Genomic DNA, 20,728 nt, shown 5'->3' with positions numbered 1-20,728 from the left:
CCGCCTAAGAGGCGGGATTTAAGGGCGGAAGGGCCGCCGGCTCGCAAACTGTCCGGTTCTGCGCCCGGCAGCCTAAAAGGCGGGATTAAAGACGAAAGGGTTGCGATACGCAGACGATCCTGTTCAACCGTATCCCCCCCCCTCCTGCGAAGAAGCCGCAGCCAACAGACAAAAACCCCGCTCCTTTTCGGAAGCGGGGTTTTTCAATTATTGTTTCCCGGCGGCCGGCTGGTCGGGGGTCTTGTTGTCCTTCTTGTTTTTATTGTACAGGAAGCGTTTGATCTTATGCGTAGGGGTCTTGGCGAAGTCGTCCTTCTCCTCGACGACCTCGGAGATGCGCGAAAACCGGTTGACCTTGGCATTCACGAAATCCATGATCTCTTTCTTCAACTGCTCGGTCTTGGCCTCCCACGCCTCCTTTTTGCCTTCCCACTCTTCGCGCCAGTCGTCGATCATCGACTCGATCTCCTCGCGGTTGAAGTGCACGAGGGCGATCAGGCGCCCTTCCTGCTCCGTGACGATCGAATCGGCGATGCAGACATGCGAGTTCAACACCGTCTCGATGTCTTCGGGGTAGATGTTCTCACCGCCGGGGCCTACGATCATATTCTTCAGGCGGCCTTTGATGTAGAGCCAGCCGTCCTTGTCGAATTCGCCGAGGTCGCCCGTGCGGAACCAGCCGTCGGCCGTGAAGACCTCCTTCGTCGCCTCGGGATTCTTGAAATAACCCACCATGGCGCTCGGCGAAAGGGCCACGATTTCGCCCTGCCGGGTCTCGGGATTGATGTTTTCGAGCCGTAGCTGCACGCCCGGGGCCTGGGGCCCCGTCGAGCCCAGACGCACCATCGAAGGAGCCGCTCCGGCCAGCAGGGGCGCGGTCTCGGTCAGTCCGTAACCGATGGCGTAGGGAACCTTGGCTTCGAGCAGGAACTTCTCGGCCCCGCCGTCGAGTTTCGCCCCTCCGATTCCGAGGAAGCGCAAGCGGCCTCCGAAGAGCTTCGTCAACTTCTTACCGGCAACGCGATGCAGGTAACGGCGCATGAAACCGATCTTATAGAGCGTACGCCAGAAGGAGTTCGAATTGAACTTGGCAAGCACCTGGTGGCGGTAGATTTTCTCGATGATCAGCGGCACGATCAGCATCACCGTCGGGCGGATGGCGCGCAGTGCGGGCATCAGCGCCGAGGCCGTGGGCGGACGGTCGAGATAGACGACCCGCGCACCCATCGAGAAGGGATAGATCATGCCGATCGAACACTCGTAGGTGTGCGACAGGGGCAGCACCGAAAGGAACGTGTCGTTGCCGTCGACCGGGAAGATCGACGACGAAATGCCGACCTGCGCACACAGCGCCGCATGGGTCAGCATCACACCCTTGGGTTTGGACGTAGTGCCCGAAGTGTAGATGATCACGGCGATGTCCTGCGGCTGGGGGATACCCGTCGAACCCTCCTCCTTGACGCGCTGCGAAATGACCCCGAGGTTTTTGGTACGGACCACCACGTTGAGCCGTTCGATGGTCTGCTTCGAGAGTTTGGTGAAGAGTTTGTCCGACACGAGCAGGGCCTTCGCCTCCGAGTGCTCGATGATCATGTCCAGCTCCTCGCCCGAGAAGTCGGGCAGGATCGGCACGGCCACCATGCCCGCCGACGTGACGGCGAAATAACAAACGCCCCAGTTGGGCATGTTGCTGCTCAGCAGGGCCACCTTGTCCCCGGCGCGAAGCCCCGCACCGGTCAGGATTTCCTGCACTTTAGCAATACGATTCCCCACTTCGGCGTAAGTCACGTCCTCGCCTTCGTGCATCGCAAAGGCGATTTTCGACGCGAACTTCTCCACGCTGTTGCGGGCCAGTTCGTACAGTGTATTGATCGTCATATTGTGTTCTCTTTTAACTACGTTTCGATAACGCGAAACTTTGGGGCGAAATTACTAATTTCCGGTTAAAAAACACTATTTTTGGCGTAAATTATCAATATGCTCGACCATCTGCACATCAAAAAACTTGCCGCCGATGCGGGGTTCGACCTCTGCGGCATTGCTCCGTGCCGCCACCTGGCCGAAAACGAGACCTATTTCCGGGAGTGGCTTTCCAACGGCTACCAGTCGTCGCTGGACTACATGGAACGCAATACGGAAAAGCGTTTCGACCCGCGCCTTTTGGTGGAGCATGCCCGCACGGCGGTAGTCTGCGCCGTAAGCTACAAGAACCGCATCAGCGAAGGCTATCCCCCGCAACACCGCGCCAAAGTGGCCTCCTACGCCTGTGCGGCAGACTACCATACGACGATCCGGACGATGCTCACCCGGATGCTCGACGCCCTGCGGGCGGCTTATCCCGGGCTCTCGGGCCGCGCCTTCGTCGACACGGCGCCGCTGGCCGAAAAACAACTCGCCGTAGAGGCCGGGCTGGGCTGGGTAGGCCGCCAGTCGCTGCTCGTAACACCCCGCTTCGGGACGTTCGTCCTGCTGGGCGAGCTGATCCTGACCGACGAAACGGATCTCTACGACACCCCGACCCGGACATCGCGCTGCGGAACCTGCCACAACTGTATCGACAACTGCCCCACGGGAGCCGTCACCCCCGACCGGACGATCGACACGGGACGCTGCATTTCGTGCCACACGATCGAAAAGGAGCCTGCTGCCGGAATCAGCCTTCACGGCTGGATTTTCGGCTGCGACTGCTGCCAGAACACCTGTCCCTACAATACCCGAACCCCGCTGCACCGCAACACGGCTTTCGACCCTGTTTTCGATCCGCTGGCGATGGACGCCGCGGCATGGCTCGAAATGGACGACGCGGCCTTCGAAGCCCTCTGCGGCCATACGCCGCTGACGCGCAGCGGCCTCGCCCGCATCAAAGGCAACGTCAGGGAGTAGGCAGATCGCGCATGCAGCGCACCGGAAGCCCGAAGCCGCGCGGGTCCGAGATACGCTGGTAAACGGTCGTCGCAGTCAGGCCGAAGACCCATGCCCCGAACGTGTCGGACGGCGCCGGGGAACTCGACCAATAATAACCCGAAGGCGTGAACCGGAACAATCCGTATTCATCATAGCGGTAACCCACGCCCGGATAATAGGTCGTACCGGAATCGCCGTAGAGAAAATTCCATCCCTGCACGAACGAACCCTGCGTCCGCACCTCGCCGCTGGCGACGGTCGCCGTCGCGCCCGTTTTCGTGAAAGCCGTAAATGCGTAAGGGTGCGGCATGACCCACCCCGGGGGACAGGGGTCGAAAAGCGTCTTTACGGTCTTCTGTCCGACCTCATATCCCGTAGGATTGCCCCACAGTTCGTCGTTGCGGAACAACGGACCGTCGCCTTTGCCGCCGCCCCAGTACCAGTCGTAAGACGACTCGCCGGTCGTGGCAATGAAGGTAACGGGGTGCGCCGTGGCATACCGCGTGTTGCCCGTATAGCCGGCAGACTGCCCGGGCGATCCCGAGGTCTGTACGGCCGTCCACTCCGAAAGGTAGGTGTGCGGTGCATCCTGCGCATCGAAAATCACCGTTCCCCACGGGAAGGGGTCCTTGCGGCCCCACTGGTAGAGCGGCGCCCGGAACGAGCGGGCATAAGGCCCGTCCTCCTTGTAGATCGCCCCCAGGTTGCGGTCCATCATCTGCACCGATCCGGAGCCGTACTCCTGTTCGTAATCGGACGAAAGGATATAGGTCTCGGCAAGCGATGTCAAAGTTTCGTTGTCCGCATCCGTAATCCAGATGTGCCAGCTCCACAGCGCCTCGTCCGACGACGCGTCGGCATAAAGTCCGATAACGGCATTGCCGCCCAGCGACGTGGGGCGCGTCGTAAGCGTGAAATAGATTCTGCCGCCCTCCACGCGCACGCTCGCCGGGTCGATCAGGTGGGGATTGCTCTGCCACAGCAGGCGGGCCGCCGAGCCCGACAGCGAAGCCGAAAGCGTACGGCCTTCGTAACGCTGTACGGCTTCGGAAAGGGCCTGCGAAATCGAGCCGTTCCCGGCCATCGTGGCGTCGAACGAATACTCCTGCCCCGCTTGCGAAGCCACATAGCAATTTGCCCGGGGACCGCTGCCCGACAGGTCCGCCACAGGCTGCGGGGCCGTGCCCGCAGCGACAGCCTGCGTGATGACTTTCATTTGTGCCGCAGCGATCGCCAGTCCCGGACGGGTGTAGGTCGCCGTATAACCGTCGGCGGTCCGCACCACGACATATACTTTTCCGCCGCCGCGCGAATAATCCGCCGGATTGACCGTCAGATAGGCCTTTACGGGTTCACTCCCCAGAACCGGAGCCTCCGTAAACCCGAGGCTGCAATAGTTGATCTGCGCCGAACCGCCCGCATACGCCGCCGTGTTGTTGCCCGAAGCGGCCGTCAGGTCGAACGTGAACGCCCCGGTCATGTTGGACATCTCCCCGAGGTTGCCCGCCGAATCGACCGATGCGGCGTCCGTACAGTAGAGCGTCACCTCCGAGAGTCGTTTGCCGGCCATCGTCCCCGACCCCGTCAGGTCGACTTCGATCACCGCGAAGGCGTGGCGGAACGCCAGTGCCGGAAAATCCCCCGTCGTGCTCACGACGGCTCCCGCCACGAGGAAATCGGAATCGCCCAGATGCGAAGAATCGCCCGCAGCGGCCTGTACCTGGGATGTTCCCAGCATAAAGGCGACCGCCGAAGCGTCGTCCGACGCCTGCTCCGACCACGGGTAATAGGCATAAAGAGTATAATCCGAAGCACCTTCGGTAAGTGTAATCTCGCCGCCGAAAGTGCCGTTGGCCGCGGCTTCCGTGCCTTCGAACGTCAGCGGGGCATTGACCGTGGTGAACGTATCGCCGCTTTTGACATAAATTCCGATCCGGTCGCCGGGCGTCCACAGGACGTTGTAACCGTCCGGAGCCAGTTCCGTGCGGGTCGAAGGGACCGCCGCCGCAATCCGGATGCTGCGCGTCACAGCCTGCGGCGGGACCGGGTCCCCGGTCCGATCGGCCGTACAGGCGCACAACAGCCCGCATCCGGCCAACGCCGCAATCGTAAACCTATTCATTCCAGTCCTCCCGGTCGAAACCTTCGACCCCGCCGTCTACGGTCGATCCGGCGAATCCGCGCCCGATGCGCACCTCCACCACTTCGACCTCCGGCCGCAAATACGTTTCCTTTTCCATTGCCAAAAATCGTTAAACGCCGGAAAAGGAAGCACATACCGTACCAAACCCCATTCACCTCAGGGCACGAAAAAGCGGACCCCACAGTGAAGTCCGCTTTCAGTTCGGCCCGTCGCCCGCGTAAAACGCGGAGTTCAGAGGCGAAAGGGTTGCCGCAGCGCGCACCGTCGGGTTTCGCGCACCGACTTCCCGACTATTTCGTCAGCTCGGCAAGCGCGGCTTTCGCACTTTCGACAGCGGGACCTGCCGTCACCTTCTGGAAGGCGGCGATAGCCTGCGGCTTCATCTCCTTGGCGTTGTAAGCAGCGCCGAGCGTCAGGTACATCAGGCTCTTGTCCTCGGGATCGGTCTGTGCATCGGCAGCGGCCTGGCCCAGTTCGATCACCTTGTTGAAATCCTTCTTGCTGGCATAAGCCTGCAGGCGGACCTTCTGGAACAGTGCGCTCGCGGGATTCTTCTCCAACTGTACGTCCGCCATCGCGATGATGCCGTCGAAATCGTTGGCGCCCTGCAGCGTAGCCACTTTGTTATTGGTATAAAGGGCCATCATCTCTTTGGCCTTGGCAACGTCATCGGCATACTTGGGATGCGTCTTGGCGGCAATCGCCTCGTAGATGTCCATGCCCTTCTCGTATTCGCCCATCTCGCAATAGCTCATGGCGAGGTTAAGCGCCATCGCGGTATTGTCGGGGTCAGCCTTGTAGCCCTTCTCGAACACGCTTGCAGCGGTTGCATAATCCTTGTTGTTGAAAGCCTCGCCGCCCTGGATTTGATAGATCTTGGCTACCCACCCGTTGGCCTTGGCCATCTGGCTCATATCACCGTAGAGTTCGGCCAACTCGGCAGACTTGGTGAAATTCTTCAGTGCCTCGTCGTACTTTTTGGTCCGGATGGCGCCGCCGCCCATCATGAAATAACACGTGGGAAGCGTCTTTTTAGCGGTGGCCACCTGCGAAGCGGCATCTTCGTTGTCCATGCCCTGTTCGATCACCTGCTCGAATTTCGCGGCTGCGCCGGCAAAATCCTTGGCGTTGTAAGCGGCGCCCGCTTCATTGTAGATTGCTGTGACATCCTGCGCCGAGAGCGACCCCGCCGCCAACAGCACAATTGCAAGTACTAATAATTTTTTCATGGTTGTTTCCTATACGTTTTTTTAGTTTTCGGTTCATACACCCCGTTCCCGGAATGCGTTGGATGCAAAAGTATAAAAAAAATTCCTTTTTTACCAAATCTATCCGCGTAAACCCGCGAAAAAACTGCTCATCAACTCCTCGCACTCCTCCCGGAGCACACCCCGTGCCACTGTGGTTTTGGGATGGAATACCGCCTCGGAATAGCGCCTGTAACCCTTCTTGGGATCGTCCGCGCCCCACACCACGCGGCTTACCTGTGCCCATCCGATCGCCCCGGCGCACATGATACACGGTTCGACCGTGACGTACAACGTGCAGTTTTGCAGGTACTTGCCCCCGAGCGTCGAGGCTGCGGCCGTCAGGGCCTGCATCTCGGCATGGGCCGTCGGGTCGGCAAGGGTTTCGACGAGGTTATGCCCCCGCCCGATCACCGCACCGTCGGCCACGACGACCGCCCCGATGGGGACCTCCTGTTGTTTTAACGCTTTTTGTGCCTCGTTTAGTGCCAGGCGCATGAATTTTTCGTCGGTTTGCTGCTGTTCCATGTCGGATCGTTTTCGGCAAAAGTAACCATTTTTTCCGAAGAACGCACCTCTTTACCCTTCGAATCCCGCCCCGGAATGCCGCTGCACGGCTTATTTCGATTCAAAACAATACTTCCACCAAAAAGAATAAAATCAAAATTAAAAATTACTTGCATTGTACATCTTATTTTCTATATTTGCATATGGAATAGTCCACAAAACCTTTAAATTCAAGTCGATTCTACAAAACAGACATTTCAGATTCCAAACCAGACACGACCTCACACTCTCTACACTTCGAAACTTCATCAATTACTAACCAGAACCTTATTAAAACCATTATGGAAGAAACTCGCCAAAAAACACTTGGGAACGGGCATTTTCCGGCAATCCTGCGATTCATCGCCGTTTTGCTGATGTCCGGAATTCTACCCTACCTATGGGGGGGGGGAAATGTATCCGCCCAAATCCGCGGCATCTATGTAACGATAGATGTAACCAACGCAAGCCTCAGGGAGGTCCTCGAATCCATCGAGTCGCAGAGCGAACTGCGCTTCACCTACCCCGATGAGGTAAAATCCATCCTGACAAAAGTCGTCACGGTCAAGGAAAAAAATGTAAGCGCAACCAAAATTCTCGACCAGATCCTGCCCGGCGTCGGGCTGCAATACTCGGTCAGCGGCACTCAGGTCCGCATCCACCAGGCCGCCAGCGGTTCGCGCGATGTCGCCCAAACGGTCAGCGGCACGGTAATCTCCGGAACCGACAACTCCCCGCTCGCGGGCGTTATGATCTATGTCGAAGGCACGAATGCCGGCACGATCACCAACGGCGACGGTTCGTACACCTTCACCATTCCCGCCAAATCCAAATATGTAACCTTCTCGTATGTCGGTTTCGACACCAAGAAACTCCATACCGAGGACGCAGAGTTGTTCAAACTCGTATCGCTCGTCGAACAGAACAACACGCTCGACGAAGTCGTCGTCGTCGGCTACGGCACGCAGAAAAAGGAGTCGATGGTATCGTCGATCACCTCCGTCAAACCCTCCGACCTGAACATCACGTCGAGTTCGCTGACCACGGCGTTCGCCGGCAACATCGCCGGCATGATCTCGCGCCAGACGACCGGCGAACCCGGCTACGACAGCGCCACCTTCTACGTCCGCGGTATCTCGACCTTCGGTTCGAGCAACAGCCCGCTGATCATCCTCGACGGCGTGGAGGTACTGAGCAACATGCTGAACAACATGCCTCCCGAATCGATCGAGTCGTTCTCGGTGCTGAAGGACGCCGCCGCAACGGCCGTCTACGGTTCGCGCGGAGCAAACGGCGTAATCCTCATCAACACGAAAAACGGCCGCAACTCGGAGAAGATGAACGTCTCGGTCCGCCTGGAAAACACCTTCTCGCTGCCTACGATGGTGCAGGATGTCGCCGACGGTGTGACCTACATGCAGCTCTACAACGAAGCCGTTTTCAACACGGCCAAGGAGACCGGAACGCTCCACACCTACCAACCGTTCTATTCGGCCGACAAGATCAACGGAACGAAGGCGGGCCTCAACAAATACCTCTATCCCAACAACGACTGGTACGACCTGCTGTTCAAGGATTTCACGGTCAACCAGAACCTGAACCTCAACATTCGCGGCGGCGGCCAGAAAGTCAGCTATTTCCTCAACGCGGCGGTCTCGAACGAGAACGGCATCATCGCCGACATCGAGCAGAACCCCTATGACGTGAAGATGAACCACCAGAAATACATCTTCCAGAGCAACGTCAGCGCCAACATCACCAAGACGACGACCGTCGGCATCAAGGTCAACGCCCAGTTGGAGTACAACACCCGCCCGATCGAGGATATCGGCGACCTGTTCTACTACTCGATGCGCGCCAACCCCGTTCGTTTCCCGGCCACGCTTCCGGCCGAAGAGGGCGACACGTTCGTCCGCTACGGCAACAATGCTTCGTGGGACACCGGCGCCACCGACCTCAACCCGCTGGCCAAGTTGGCCCGCGGCTACGGAAAACGCTACTACTCCTACATGACAACGGCCTTTACGCTGGACCAGAACCTGGACTTCCTGACCAAAGGCCTGAGTGCCAACCTCACGGCTTCGTTCTACAACTACACCTATTCGGCGACCTACCGCACGGCGACCCCCTACTACTTCAAGGTCGAGGACGGAAGTTCGCTGAATCCCGACGGCACAGCCAACCTGATCACCAACTCGATCGGCGACACGGGTACGACCTACCTGACCAGCACCGACGGCAACGGCGGCCACCGCCGCTACGCGTTGCAGGCATCGCTCAACTACGCCCGCAAATTCGGCAGGCACGACGTGGGCGCGATGTTCGTCTACCGCATGAACGAGAAGAAGAACAACATCGCCGGCACGAGCGAGGAAAACCTGCTGCCTTACCGCGAACAGGGCATGGCCGGCCGTGTGACCTACGGATTCGACAACCGCTACCTGTTCGAGGCCAGCTTCGGCTACAACGGTTCGGAGAACTTCGCCCCCGGCAAGCGTTGGGGTTTCTTCCCCTCGGCCGCCGCCGGCTGGGTGATTTCGAACGAGTCGTTCTGGGACGGCATCCGCCAGACGGTCAACAACCTGAAGATCCGGGCATCGTACGGCCTGGCGGGTAACGACGCCCTGAGCGAACGTTTCCCCTACCGCTCGATCGTGGCCATGGGCGAGGATTCGGGGTTCTACTACAACTGGAACACCCAGGGCAAAGGCCCGAAGATCACCACCTACGGCAACCCCAACGCGACGTGGGAAGAGTCCAAGAAGTTCGACATCGGCCTCGAACTGGGGCTGTTCAACGCACTGAGCATCGAGGCCGCCTACTTCACCGAAGACCGTACGGGCATCTTCATGCGGCGCACCTCGCTGCCTTCGTCGACCGGCCTGCTGGGCGTTACGCCCTACGGCAACATCGGCCGCGTGAAGTCGCACGGACTCGATCTTTCGGCCGTCTATAACAAGCAGCTCAACAAGGATTGGTCGCTGAGCCTGCGCGGCACGTTCACCTTCTCGCGCAACGAAGTGATCGAGAAGGACGAAGGCGACCTGATGTACGACTATATGTCGGTCGTAGGCCATCCGGTCAACGCCATCACGGGCGTACTGATCGCCGACGGCCTGTTCACCTCGCAGGAGGAGATCGACAACTCGCCCAAACAGCAGTTCGGCAACTACACGGTCGGCGACATCAAATACCGTGACCTGAACGGCGACGGCATCGTCGACGGCAACGACGTGACGACGGCCGGCAGTCCCACGATCCCCGAAATCCAATACGGCTTCGGCGCGACGGTGAAATGGCGCAGGTTCGATTTCTCGTTCATGTTCCAGGGCGCGGCCAACGTATCGCTGCGGATGTACAACATGCACCCGTTCTGCGACGCTTCGCACTTCGGATACGGCATCACGCAGTACATCGCCGACAACCACTGGTCGGAGGATAACAACCGCGCCGACGCGGCCTATCCGCGCCTGACCTCGCAGATGAGTTCCAACAACACCCAGAGTTCGACCTTCTACATCCACGATGCGAAGTACCTGCGCCTGAAGACCGTGGAACTGGGCTACACCATCAAGAAATTCCGTGTATACCTCTCGGGCAACAACCTCTTCGTCATCTCCCCGTTCGACTACTGGGATCCCGAGAAAGGCGGCGGCCACGGCCTGACCTACCCGCTTCAGCGCACGGCGAAGATCGGTGTTCAATACCAATTCTAATCCATAAGAACGATACAGCTATGAAAAAAATAGTATTGGCTTTAGCCCTCCTTCTCGCAACCGCATCCTGCGATTTCCTGGATGTGGTCCCCGAGGGCAGTCCTACGCAGGACGACATTTACAAGACCCAGGCCCAGGCCGAGAAGATGCTCTTCATGATCTACGGCAAGTGTCCCGACCTCTTCCATGCACAGGCCATGCCCGACCTGAACGGCGGCGACGACATGATTTCGAGCTACTACGGCTCGGTGCGTTATTTCTCGTGGAAGAGCCTGGTGTACGCCACCTCGCAGGAGTCCCCGACCAACACCTACTTCAACCTGTGGGGAACGACCACGGGCCTGCCGACGGGTTACTACTCGTACAATCTCTACGAGGGCCTGCGTTACGCCTATAACTTCCTCAACAACATCGAATCGGTTCCCGACATCACGGAAGCCAACCTGCGATACTGGTCGGGTGAGGCGCACTTCCTGATCGCCCGCCTGCACCACATCCTGCTGGAGTACTACGGCCCGGTCGTGCTGGTCCGCGAGGAGATCGACCTGAACTCTCCGTCGAGCAGCGTAAACGTGCCGCGCAGCACCTACGACGAATGCGTCGACTTCATCGAAAGCGAGTACTGGAAAGCCTCCCAGATGCTGCCCGACTACTGGGGTCCCATCCAGTACGGCCGCGCCATCAAGGCCACGGCACTGGCTTACCGCGCCCGGCTGCTGCTCTACGCCGCATCGCCGCTCGTTAACGGCAACACGGAGTTCTACTCGGACTTCGTCAACAAGGACGGCACGCACCTGATCAACCAGACCTACGACGCCGAGAAGTGGAAGCGTGCGATGGACGCCGCCAAAGACGCCATCGACTGCGTCGAGGCCTCGGAAGACACGGGAGCCTACACGATGGACAGCCGCAAACTCGGCCTGTCGGTATCGAAGACCTCCGGCGTAACCGACCCCTTCGAACTGGGACGCATCAACTACACGTATATCTTCACCGGCGACGGCAACTCGACGCAGTTCATGAACCAGAACGAATACCTGATGAGCCTCAACAAGTCGGGTTCGATCACCTACACGCAGCGGCAGTTCGGCTGCCACCTGGCCAACGACTACACGAAGGTTTCGGGCGCTTACCGCGGCTATTCGTGTCCGACGGTCGAGGCCGTCCAGATGTACTACACCAAAAACGGCCTTCCGTGGGAAGACGACCCCGAAACGAAAGACATCGACCCGCTGGCCTACAACGCAGAGGCGGGAACGGTCGAGATGCACCTCCACAAGGAGCCGCGTTTCTACGCGTCGGTGGGTTACGACCGCGGCACGTACCGGTTCAACGGCGGTAAAATGACCATCAAGGCGCGCAAGGGCGAACCCCAGGGCTTCACCGGCAGCTACGACAACGAGTACCAGTCCTACAACGGCTACTTCTGCCAGAAATGGGTCAACGAGCAGTCGAAGATGTCGCTCAATTCGAGCGGCAACTACGCCGTCAGCACCTACATGAGCTACGTCTACCCCTACATGCGCGTCGCCGAGCTTTACCTGAGCTACGCCGAGGCCGATTTCGAATACGACGGCACGCTGAGCGACTACGGCTACGACTGCCTGAACAAAATCCGCCAACGCTGCGGCCTGCCGACGTTCCAGGAGTCGTGGAGCAAGGCCGGCGGCATCCCGTCGGGCCAGAAACTGCGCGACATCATCCGCCGCGAGCGTTCGATCGAGTTCATGATGGAGGGACGCCGTTTCCACGACATCCGCCGCTGGAAGATCGCCGAGGAGTGCCTGCGTCCCATCCCGAAAGCCTGGAACATCGAGGGCGACACCGCCGAGAAATTCTACAAACTGGGCGACATGAAGGAGAACGACACGCGCATTTTCTCTTCGCCGAAGCACTATTGGCTGGCGATTCCCAACTCGCAGCTCAACATCAACGGCCAACTGGTCCAGAATCCGGGTTATTAATCATTCAAGGAAACGACTATGAAAAAAATATTTTTAGCGCTTGCGTTGTCGGCGGCCGCCTGCGTCGCCGGGTGCTCCGACAACGAAGAGGTCGGATACGACATCGACTCGAAACTACTGCTGCCGAAAAGCGGGCTGCAACAGATCGACCTGACCGAAACCGCGACCCGGGTCGACTACAACGTCTGGGTCTACCGGAGCGGCTACAACGACGGCCGTTCGACGGCTACGCTGACCGTCGACGCCAAGGCGCTGGCCGACTATAACGCGGCGAACGGCACGTCTTACGTGCTGATGCCCGAGGCCTACTACGACCTCCCGGCTGCGACCCTGCGGCTCGGCAACGACGACAACACCGTCAAAGTCAGCGTCAGTCTGGACGTGTCGGCGATCACGGCGGGCAGTCTCTACGTACTTCCGATCACGGTCGGCAGTCCCGACACGGCGATCAGCGAGTCCGGAGCTACGGTACTGCTCCACCCGGTTCGGCCCGAAGCCGAAGAGCCTGAAAATGCCGGCTGACAACCGGATCAAACAACTGAAAAATTAACCACATAACCTTCCTATTATGAAAAAAGGTTTTTTATCGGTCTTCCTGTTCACGGCCTTTGCACTGGTTCTCAGCACATCGTGTAAAGACGACGAGACGGCCGAATGGAAAGACTTCGATTTCTCGGTAACCTCCAACCTTACCACCGAAACCGGAACCGTTCCCTATGAAGGCGCCACGGTCGTGTTCACCGTGACGACCAACGGCAAATGGACCTACGCAATCGACCAGAGCAAGACGAACTGGTTCACCCGCCCTACGGTCGACGGCATGACGCTGGCGATCGTGATTCCCGAAAACTCCGTGAGCAAGGAGCGCTCCGGCGCACTCCGGTTCATCTCGGTTTCGGACCCCACCCTGATCGAGGAGTTCACCATCACGCAGGATCCTTCGCCCGAAGCCCCCGAGCCCGAAGCCCCGAAAGCCGACCTGCTCGACGTTGTTTTCCATGCGGACGGCACAGCCGAAGACGTATCGCCGCTGAAGAACGAGGTGATCAGCTACCCCGGAGCGGCGCTGACCTACTATTACCACGACGTTTACAAGCGCATCGTCAGCAATTATACGCATACCCCCGGCCAGGGCTCCCGCACCAACTCCTATTACCGGGTTGATTACTACCAGAACGAGACCTTCAAAAACGGGCTCGACGACGGTCACTCGATGGAGGTGGTCCTGCGTTCGAACAAGAACGACGGCACGAAAGAGTACAAACCGTTCTCGGCCCATGAAGCCGGCGGCACGGGCTTCCTGATCTGCAAGGAGGGCCAAGGAGGCCATTCGGCCTGCATTACGTTCCTTCCCAACGTGAGCACCACCGGCAGCAGCAAATGGATCTGGGCGCAGAGCGACGTTTATCCCGAACCGGGCCGCTACTACCACGTCGTGGGCGTATGGGACAAAACCGAAGGAAAAGCGTACATCTACGTCGACGGCGAGCTGAAAGGCACGGCCGACGCAGTCGGCAACCTCAACCACGCCAAGGACGGAGCGCGCTGGTTCGCACTGGGCGGCGACTCGGCAGTCGGCTCGATGGGCAACGCGTGGAACGGCGAGGTGGTCCTGGCCCGCATATTCGACGATGCGCTGACCGACGAGCAGGTAGCCCTGCTCTACAAGGACGCAAAGTTCGAGAACCAGGCTCCCGTCGAATTCGCCGTTTCGAACCTCACCTATCTGGCCAGGTGCGAGATCGGCGCGGGCTACACCTACACGATCTACGGCAACGGCTTCGAAACCGGCGACAAGGTCAGGTTCACCTCGGCGACCGATGTGACCGCAGCCTTCACGGCCGACGCCGCGCTTACCGAGCCCTCGGGCGAGGCGACCCAGCAGTCGCTGGCCGCAACGCTCCCGGCGCTTCCCAACGGACAGGACCGGTACTTCATGACGCTCGTCCGCGGCAGCAGCCAGTATCCGCTCGGCATCGTCGAATTCACCGTCAGCGACAATCCCCGCATCGCGACGCCCAAAATCATCGCACACCGCGGCCAGCACCAGGACGGCGTACAGGACGCCACCGAAAATTCGATCGCTGCGCTGGCCAACGCCCAGAAACTGGGCATCTACGGCGCCGAGTTCGACGTATGGATCACGACCGACGACGTACTGGTAATCAACCACAATGCGACCGTCGCGGGCAGCGACCTGAAGATCGAAGAGAGCGCCTATGCACAGATCAAGGACCTCACGCTGGCCAACGGCGAAGTGCTGCCGACGTTCGACGCCTATCTGGAGCAGGGCGCCAAGGACGCCGCGATGAAACTGATCTGCGAGATCAAGACCCACAGTTCGGCCTCGATCAACACGCGGGCCGTCAACGCCGTCGTAGCCGCCGTCAAGGCGAAATCGATGGAGGCCCGGGTCGATTACATCGCCTTCGACTACGAGGTCTGCAAACAACTCAAGGCGGCCATGCCCACAGCCAGCGTACAGTATCTCGGCGGCGACAAGGCCCCGGCCGAGGTTGCGGCGGACAAACTCACGGGCATCGACTACCAGTATTCGACCGTCCTTTCGAAAAAGCCCGAATGGGTGGCCGAAGCCCACGCGAGCGGAATCGAAGTCAACGCCTGGACCGTCAATTCGACGGCCGACATGATCGCCTGCATCGGACTGGGCGTCGACTACATCACCACCGACAACCCGGCCACGCTGCAAAAACTGCTGGCCAGGCCGTTCGTCACGGCCCCGAAATAGCCGTGAACGCTTTGCTGTAAATTCCAGGGTTCGCAGGCCGGACGATTGTCCGGCCTGCACCTTTTCGGGATTTCACATTTTTTTCGTATGTTTATACCGGAATTCAACCTTATACCAACCCCTTTATGAAGAGACTTTTAGTATTGGCATGGGTCGGCGCTGCACTGCTGTCCGGCGGCATGCTCCGGGCGGAAAACATCCTGCTCTCGACCAAAAACTCCTCGCTGCTGCTGACCGCCGAGAAGGGCAAAACGCCCCTGTTCCAGTATTTCGGGGCGCGTGTCGCCTCGCCGGGCGACATCCTCGACAGCGGCGTGGCATTCGGCGATCCCGCCTACCCGCAGTTCGGCGCCCAGTGTTACCGCGAAGTCGCCGTCCAGGCGACGCACAACGACGGCAGCATGTCGCTCGAACTCGTCGTCGAATCGGTATCGCGCGACCGGAAAGACGGGGCCGAAACGACCGCCATAGCCATGAAGGACAAACACTATCCGTTCTTCGTAACGCTCTATTACAAGACCTACGACGACTGCGAGGTCATCGAGACCTGGACCCAGATCAGCCATGCGGAGAAGAAACCCGTGACGCTCTACCGCTTTGCATCGGCCTACATGCCCGTCCGCCGCGGCGACACATGGCTTTCGCATTTCCACGGTACGTGGGGTGCGGAATGCTACCTCTACGAGGAGCCCCTGACCGACGGCATGAAAGTGCTCAAGAACAAGAACGGCGTGCGCAATACGCAGACCGACAACCCCTCGTTCATGATTTCGCTCGACGGACAGCCCCGCGAACTGGCGGGCCGCGTCATCGGCGGCACGCTCGCATGGGGCGGCAACTACCGCATCGCCTTCGACAACGACAACACCCACACGACGCACGTCTTCGCCGGCATCAACGAAGAGCAGTCCCAGTATACGCTCCAGCCCAAAGAGCTCTTCACGACCCCGGTTTTCGCGTTCACCTTCAGCGACGAGGGCAAAAGCGGCGTGAGCCGAAACATCCACCGATGGGCGCGGCTCCACCGGCTGAACCACGGGACCGAGCTGCGCGACGTGCTGCTCAACTCGTGGGAGGGCGTCTATTTCAAGGTGAACCAGGAGGTGATGGACCGGATGATGGCCGACCTTGCGGACCTGGGCGGCGAACTGTTCGTGATGGACGACGGCTGGTTCGGCGACAAATACCCGCGCAACGACGGCTCGACGAGCCTGGGCGACTGGATGGTCTGCAAAGAGAAACTCCCGCAGGGTATCGAAGGCCTGACGGAGTCGGCTAAAAAACACGGCGTGAAATTCGGCATCTGGATCGAACCCGAGATGACCAACACCAAAAGCGAACTCTACGAGAAGCACCCCGACTGGGTGATTCAGCAGCCCTACCGGGAGAACCGCCTGGGCCGCGGCGGCACGCAGCAGGTGCTCGACCTCTCGAATCCCGAGGTGCAGGAGTTCGTCTTCGGCGTGGTCGACAACCTGATGACCGCCCATCCCGAAATCGCCTACATCAAGTGGGACGACAACATGACCCTCTACAATTACGGTTCGACATACCTCCCGGCCGACCGGCAGTCGCACCTCTACATCGACTACCACCGCGGCATGGACAAGGTGCTGCGCCGCATCCAGGAGAAATACCCCCGCCTGGTGATGCAGTCGTGCGCCAGCGGCGGCGGGCGCGTCAATTACGGCGTACTGCCCTATTACGACGAGTTCTGGACCAGCGACAACACCGACGCCCTGCAACGCATCTACATGCAGTGGGGCGTGTCGAACTTCTATCCCGCCGCGGCGATGGCGTCGCACGTGAGCGCCTCGCCCAACCACCAGACAGGCCGCAGCGTGCCGCTCAAGCTGCGCTTCGACGTGGCCATGTCGGGACGCCTGGGGCTGGAACTGCAACCCGCGAAGATGAGCGACAAAGAGAAGGAGTTCGCCCGCAAGGCGATCGCCGCCTACAAGGACATCCGCCCCGTCGTACAGCAGGGCGACCTCTACCGGCTGATCTCGCCCTACGACAAGACGGGCTACGCTTCGCTGATGTACGTCACGCCCGGCAAGGAACGCGCCGTCTGGTTCGTCTATAAGCTGGAGCACTACCTCAACATGCCGTCCCCGGCTTTCCGGATGGCGGGCCTCGACCCCGGCAAGCGCTACACGATCACCGAGTTGAACATCGAAGGCAAGCCGATCCCACAGCACGGCAAAACTTTCAGCGGCGCCTTCCTGATGGAGAACGGACTCGAATTTTCGGTAGGCAAGGAGTACGCGAGCCGCGTACTCGAAATCAAAGCGGCGGAGTAATCCGGCCGCAGTAACGCGATTATAATCCCCGGGGCAAATGTCCCGGGGATTATTTTAATGCAAAAATCCGCCCGGGAATCCCCCGGACGGACCGTTCGCAGAGGTTCCGCCTCAGAACCGCCAGCCGACGTTGAGCTGGAACACGCCGTTCTTCGTAGAAGTGCTCTTCTCGATGTCGACGAATCCGAAGTTGTAGTTGGCCGAGAACATCAGTCCCCATCCGAACTGATAACCCACACCGAGGCCCAGACCGAAATCGGCCGTCTTGACCAGGCTCTTTATGCTCTCGCCGCCGCTCTTAGCGCGTACGTTGAAGCCCACCTGCGGACCGGCGAAAACATTCAGCCCGCCCAGCACATAGTACTTCGCATAAACGGGAATGTTGATGTAGTCGAGATGGACCTTCTCGGTGTCGATCTTCGTTCCCTGCATCGAGAAGAGGACGCCCGGTTCGATGCCGAACTTCTCGGAAAGGAGGATTTCCAGCGCGACGCCGGCATTCAGCCCGGCGATCGACTTGCCGTCGACATGCGACAGGCTCGAAAGGTTCAGACCCACTTTGGGGATGATGTGGATGCCCTGTGCGTGGGATTCGACGGCCACGAGCGCAAAGACAGCCAGCAGGAGCGTAGCGATTTTTTTCATAATTCAGTGCATTTAGAATTAAACGGTTTGACAGGAAACGAAGGCATACAATTTCGTGCCATTTCCGCCTGTTTTTCCCATGCGCCGTTTTTTTATCCCCCGCCCGGCCGGAACGGCAAATAAAATAACCGTCCCGATTCCGTTTTTTCGGGACTTTTACTTAACTTTGCGGGTTACTAGGACAAATCGTAAATCGTACAAAATAATTTTCCCTATGTACAGAACCCATACCTGCGGCTGTTTAAGGGCCTGCAATGTCAACGAGACCGTCACCCTGGCCGGCTGGGTGCAGAAAGTGAGAAACCTCGGCGCCATGACCTTCATCGACCTGAGGGACCGCTACGGCATCACCCAGATCGTCGTCGAGGAGCACTCCCCGGCCGAGGCGCGCGAAACGGCTTCGAAAGTGGGCCGCGAGTGGGTCATCCAGGTCGTCGGCAAAGTAGTCGAGCGCCAGTCGAAGAACCCGAAGATGGACACCGGCGACATCGAGGTCACGGCCGAAAAGATCGCCGTACTGCACGACGCCGAAGTACCGCCCTTCACCATCGAAGAGGTCTCGGACGGCGGCGACGACCTCAGGATGAAATACCGCTACCTCGACCTGCGGCGCCCGCCCCTGCAGCGTAACATGATCCTGCGTCACAAGATGGCCCAGGAGATTCGCCGGTTCCTCTCCGACGAGGGATTCCTCGAAATCGAAACCCCCTGCCTGGTCGGTTCGACGCCCGAAGGCGCCCGCGACTTCGTCGTCCCCAGCCGCATGTCGCCCAACCAGTTCTACGCCCTGCCGCAGTCGCCGCAGACGCTCAAACAGTTGCTGATGGTCGCCGGCTACGACAAATATTTCCAGATCGTGCGCTGCTTCCGCGACGAGGACCTGCGCGCCGACCGCCAGCCCGAATTCACGCAGATCGACTGCGAGATGTCGTTCGTCGAGCAGGAGGACGTGCTGGAGATTTTCGAACGCTGGGCCAAGCACATGTTCAAGCATGTGATGGGAATCGACCTGACCGAACCGCTGCGCCGCATGCCGTGGATCGAGGCGATGGAGAAATACGGTTCGGACAAACCCGACCTCAGGTTCGGCATGGAGTTTTCAGACATTACCGATCTTGCCAAAGGACACGGTTTCAGCGTCTTCGACGATGCCGAATACATCACCGGATTCGCCGCCCCGGGCTGCGCCGCGTACACCCGCAAGCAGATCGACGCGCTGACGGAGTTCGTCAAGCGCCAGCAGATCGGCGCGAAAGGACTGATCTGGATACGTGTCGGGGAGGACGGCGTGAAGTCGTCCGTCGACAAATTCTACGCACCCGAAGAGGTCGCCGCCATGGCTTCGCGTTGCGGCGCCAAGACCGGCGACATGGTCTTTATCCTCTGCGGCAAGAAGTTCAAGACGCTGACGCAGTTGTGCGCCCTGCGCCTCGAAGTGGCCCAGCAGTTGGGCCTGCGCGATCCGCAGAAGTTCGCACCGCTGTGGGTCGTGGACTTCCCGCTGTTCGAGTGGGACGATGAGACGCAGCGTTACTACGCCGTACACCACCCCTTCACCTCGCCCAAACTCGAGGACGTGCAATACCTCGACAGCGACCCGGGCCGCGTGCGCGCCAACGCCTACGACTTCGTCTGCAACGGTACGGAGATCGGCGGCGGCTCGATCCGTATCCACGATTCGGCTTTGCAGGCCAAGATGTTCGGCCTGCTGGGCTTCACGCCCGAAGAGGCACAGGTGCGTTTCGGCTTCCTGATGAACGCCTTCAAATACGGCGCGCCCCCTCACGGCGGCCTGGCGTTCGGTTTCGACCGCCTGTGCTCGCTGTTCGGCGGCTCGGAGTCGATCCGCGACTACATCGCCTTCCCGAAGAACAACGCGGGCCGCGACGTGATGCTCGACGCCCCGGGCTACATCGACCAGGCGCAGTTGGACGAACTGTATCTGGAACTGCGGAAGCCGGAGGAATAACCCGGAAAACCGACAGCATACGGCAGGCGGACCTCTCGTCCGCCTGCCGTTGTTTCCGCCCCGGGCAGAATCCCCCAAACTACGCTTTTATCCGCATCTTCACGACGGACTTTTCGAAACCTCTGGGCAGCAGATTCAGGTTGAACCGCTTGAACAGGTTGAAAAACGAGGAGAGGTCGCAGGAGGTCTCGATGGCAACCAGCGAATCGTCGGTTTCCGCCAGCATGTCACAACACAAAAGCGCGAAGATCATTTCGTCATAATGCGCGTAGAATTCAAATCCCACGACCGTATAACGTTCCGCTTCGCGAACACTTCCCGGAATCAACGCATTCAGGCATCCCTTTTCGAGGTAATCGCTGATATCGGCGGCGACCGTACCGGTAAAATCATTATACCGAGTTTTTGCCTTCATGAGAATCAGTTTAAGTTTGCTGCAAGACACCCGTTACAACCCACCTTATAAATAGAAAGCGTGGTGCCGAAGACTTATTTCAGAATCGTAGGTCGTAGGATACCTTTGGCACAAAATAAGCAACAGC

General features: G+C 59.3%; 14 protein-coding genes. 7 read left to right on the top strand and 7 right to left on the bottom strand.

Annotation, left to right across the window (positions count from 1 at the left end; translation table 11 throughout):
• Nucleotides 1-207 precede the first annotated feature (207 nt).
• Nucleotides 208-1,878, bottom strand: coding sequence for an AMP-binding protein (locus tag I2E69_RS10965; protein ID WP_195461246.1), 1,671 nt, complete (start codon nucleotides 1,876-1,878; stop codon nucleotides 208-210).
• 99 nt (nucleotides 1,879-1,977) lie between these two features.
• Here I2E69_RS10965 and queG point away from each other — a divergent pair, with 99 nt between their 5' ends.
• Nucleotides 1,978-2,883: a tRNA epoxyqueuosine(34) reductase QueG gene (gene queG, locus I2E69_RS10960; protein ID WP_195461245.1), complete on the top strand. Its 906-nt coding sequence runs from the start codon at nucleotides 1,978-1,980 to the stop codon at nucleotides 2,881-2,883.
• Here queG and I2E69_RS10955 read toward each other — a convergent pair.
• From I2E69_RS10955 to I2E69_RS10945, 4 genes are all read right to left on the bottom strand, one after another.
• Nucleotides 2,873-5,026 (bottom strand): fimbrillin family protein, encoded by a 2,154-nt coding sequence (locus tag I2E69_RS10955; RefSeq protein WP_195461244.1) that lies wholly within the window; start codon nucleotides 5,024-5,026, stop codon nucleotides 2,873-2,875. The genes queG and I2E69_RS10955 overlap by 11 nt on opposite strands.
• Nucleotides 5,019-5,144: a hypothetical protein gene (locus I2E69_RS15365; protein WP_262894109.1), complete on the bottom strand. Its 126-nt coding sequence runs from the start codon at nucleotides 5,142-5,144 to the stop codon at nucleotides 5,019-5,021. Before I2E69_RS15365 ends, I2E69_RS10955 begins: the two co-directional genes overlap by 8 nt.
• A 193-nt stretch (nucleotides 5,145-5,337) precedes the next feature.
• Nucleotides 5,338-6,276 (bottom strand): tetratricopeptide repeat protein, encoded by a 939-nt coding sequence (locus tag I2E69_RS10950; RefSeq protein ID WP_195461243.1) that lies wholly within the window; start codon nucleotides 6,274-6,276, stop codon nucleotides 5,338-5,340.
• A gap of 99 nt (nucleotides 6,277-6,375) precedes the next feature.
• A complete protein-coding gene (locus I2E69_RS10945; RefSeq protein WP_195461242.1) occupies nucleotides 6,376-6,822 on the bottom strand; it encodes a nucleoside deaminase in 447 nt (148 codons plus the stop codon).
• Nucleotides 6,823-7,217: 395 nt separating this feature from the next.
• Here I2E69_RS10945 and I2E69_RS10940 point away from each other — a divergent pair, with 395 nt between their 5' ends.
• The 5 genes from I2E69_RS10940 to I2E69_RS10920 all read left to right on the top strand — a co-directional run bounded on the left by I2E69_RS10940 (nucleotide 7,218) and on the right by I2E69_RS10920 (nucleotide 17,572).
• Nucleotides 7,218-10,556, top strand: coding sequence for a TonB-dependent receptor (locus I2E69_RS10940; protein WP_229095464.1), 3,339 nt, complete (start codon nucleotides 7,218-7,220; stop codon nucleotides 10,554-10,556).
• A gap of 20 nt (nucleotides 10,557-10,576) precedes the next feature.
• Nucleotides 10,577-12,520 carry a RagB/SusD family nutrient uptake outer membrane protein gene (locus I2E69_RS10935; protein WP_195461241.1) on the top strand — a complete coding sequence of 648 codons (1,944 nt, stop codon included), beginning with the start codon at nucleotides 10,577-10,579 and terminating at the stop codon, nucleotides 12,518-12,520.
• A gap of 18 nt (nucleotides 12,521-12,538) precedes the next feature.
• Entirely contained in the window at nucleotides 12,539-13,042 is a 504-nt protein-coding gene (locus I2E69_RS10930) for a DUF1735 domain-containing protein (RefSeq protein ID WP_195461240.1), read from the top strand.
• A gap of 46 nt (nucleotides 13,043-13,088) precedes the next feature.
• A complete protein-coding gene (locus I2E69_RS10925) occupies nucleotides 13,089-15,269 on the top strand; it encodes a glycerophosphodiester phosphodiesterase family protein (protein ID WP_195461239.1) in 2,181 nt (726 codons plus the stop codon).
• Between the two features lie 125 nt (nucleotides 15,270-15,394).
• On the top strand, nucleotides 15,395-17,572 hold the full coding sequence (locus I2E69_RS10920; protein ID WP_195461238.1) for an alpha-galactosidase: 2,178 nt from the start codon (nucleotides 15,395-15,397) through the stop codon (nucleotides 17,570-17,572).
• A 111-nt stretch (nucleotides 17,573-17,683) separates the two neighbouring features.
• On the opposite strand, the gene I2E69_RS10915 is transcribed toward I2E69_RS10920, so the two are convergent.
• Nucleotides 17,684-18,217, bottom strand: coding sequence for a porin family protein (locus tag I2E69_RS10915; RefSeq protein ID WP_195461237.1), 534 nt, complete (start codon nucleotides 18,215-18,217; stop codon nucleotides 17,684-17,686).
• Nucleotides 18,218-18,431: 214 nt separating this feature from the next.
• Between I2E69_RS10915 and aspS the strand changes: the two genes are divergently transcribed.
• Entirely contained in the window at nucleotides 18,432-20,186 is a 1,755-nt protein-coding gene (gene aspS / locus I2E69_RS10910; protein ID WP_195461236.1) for an aspartate--tRNA ligase, read from the top strand.
• A gap of 79 nt (nucleotides 20,187-20,265) precedes the next feature.
• On the opposite strand, the gene I2E69_RS10905 is transcribed toward aspS, so the two are convergent.
• Nucleotides 20,266-20,601, bottom strand: a complete 336-nt coding sequence (locus I2E69_RS10905; RefSeq protein ID WP_195461235.1) for a hypothetical protein — start codon at nucleotides 20,599-20,601, stop codon at nucleotides 20,266-20,268.
• Nucleotides 20,602-20,728: the final 127 nt, after the last annotated feature.

The sequence above is a fragment of the Alistipes sp. D31t1_170403_E11 genome, from assembly GCF_015553985.1.
GTDB lineage: Bacteria > Bacteroidota > Bacteroidia > Bacteroidales > Rikenellaceae > Alistipes > Alistipes montrealensis.
The sequence above is the reverse complement of the archived record's forward strand: the minus strand, read 5'-3'. Positions and strand labels throughout refer to the sequence as shown.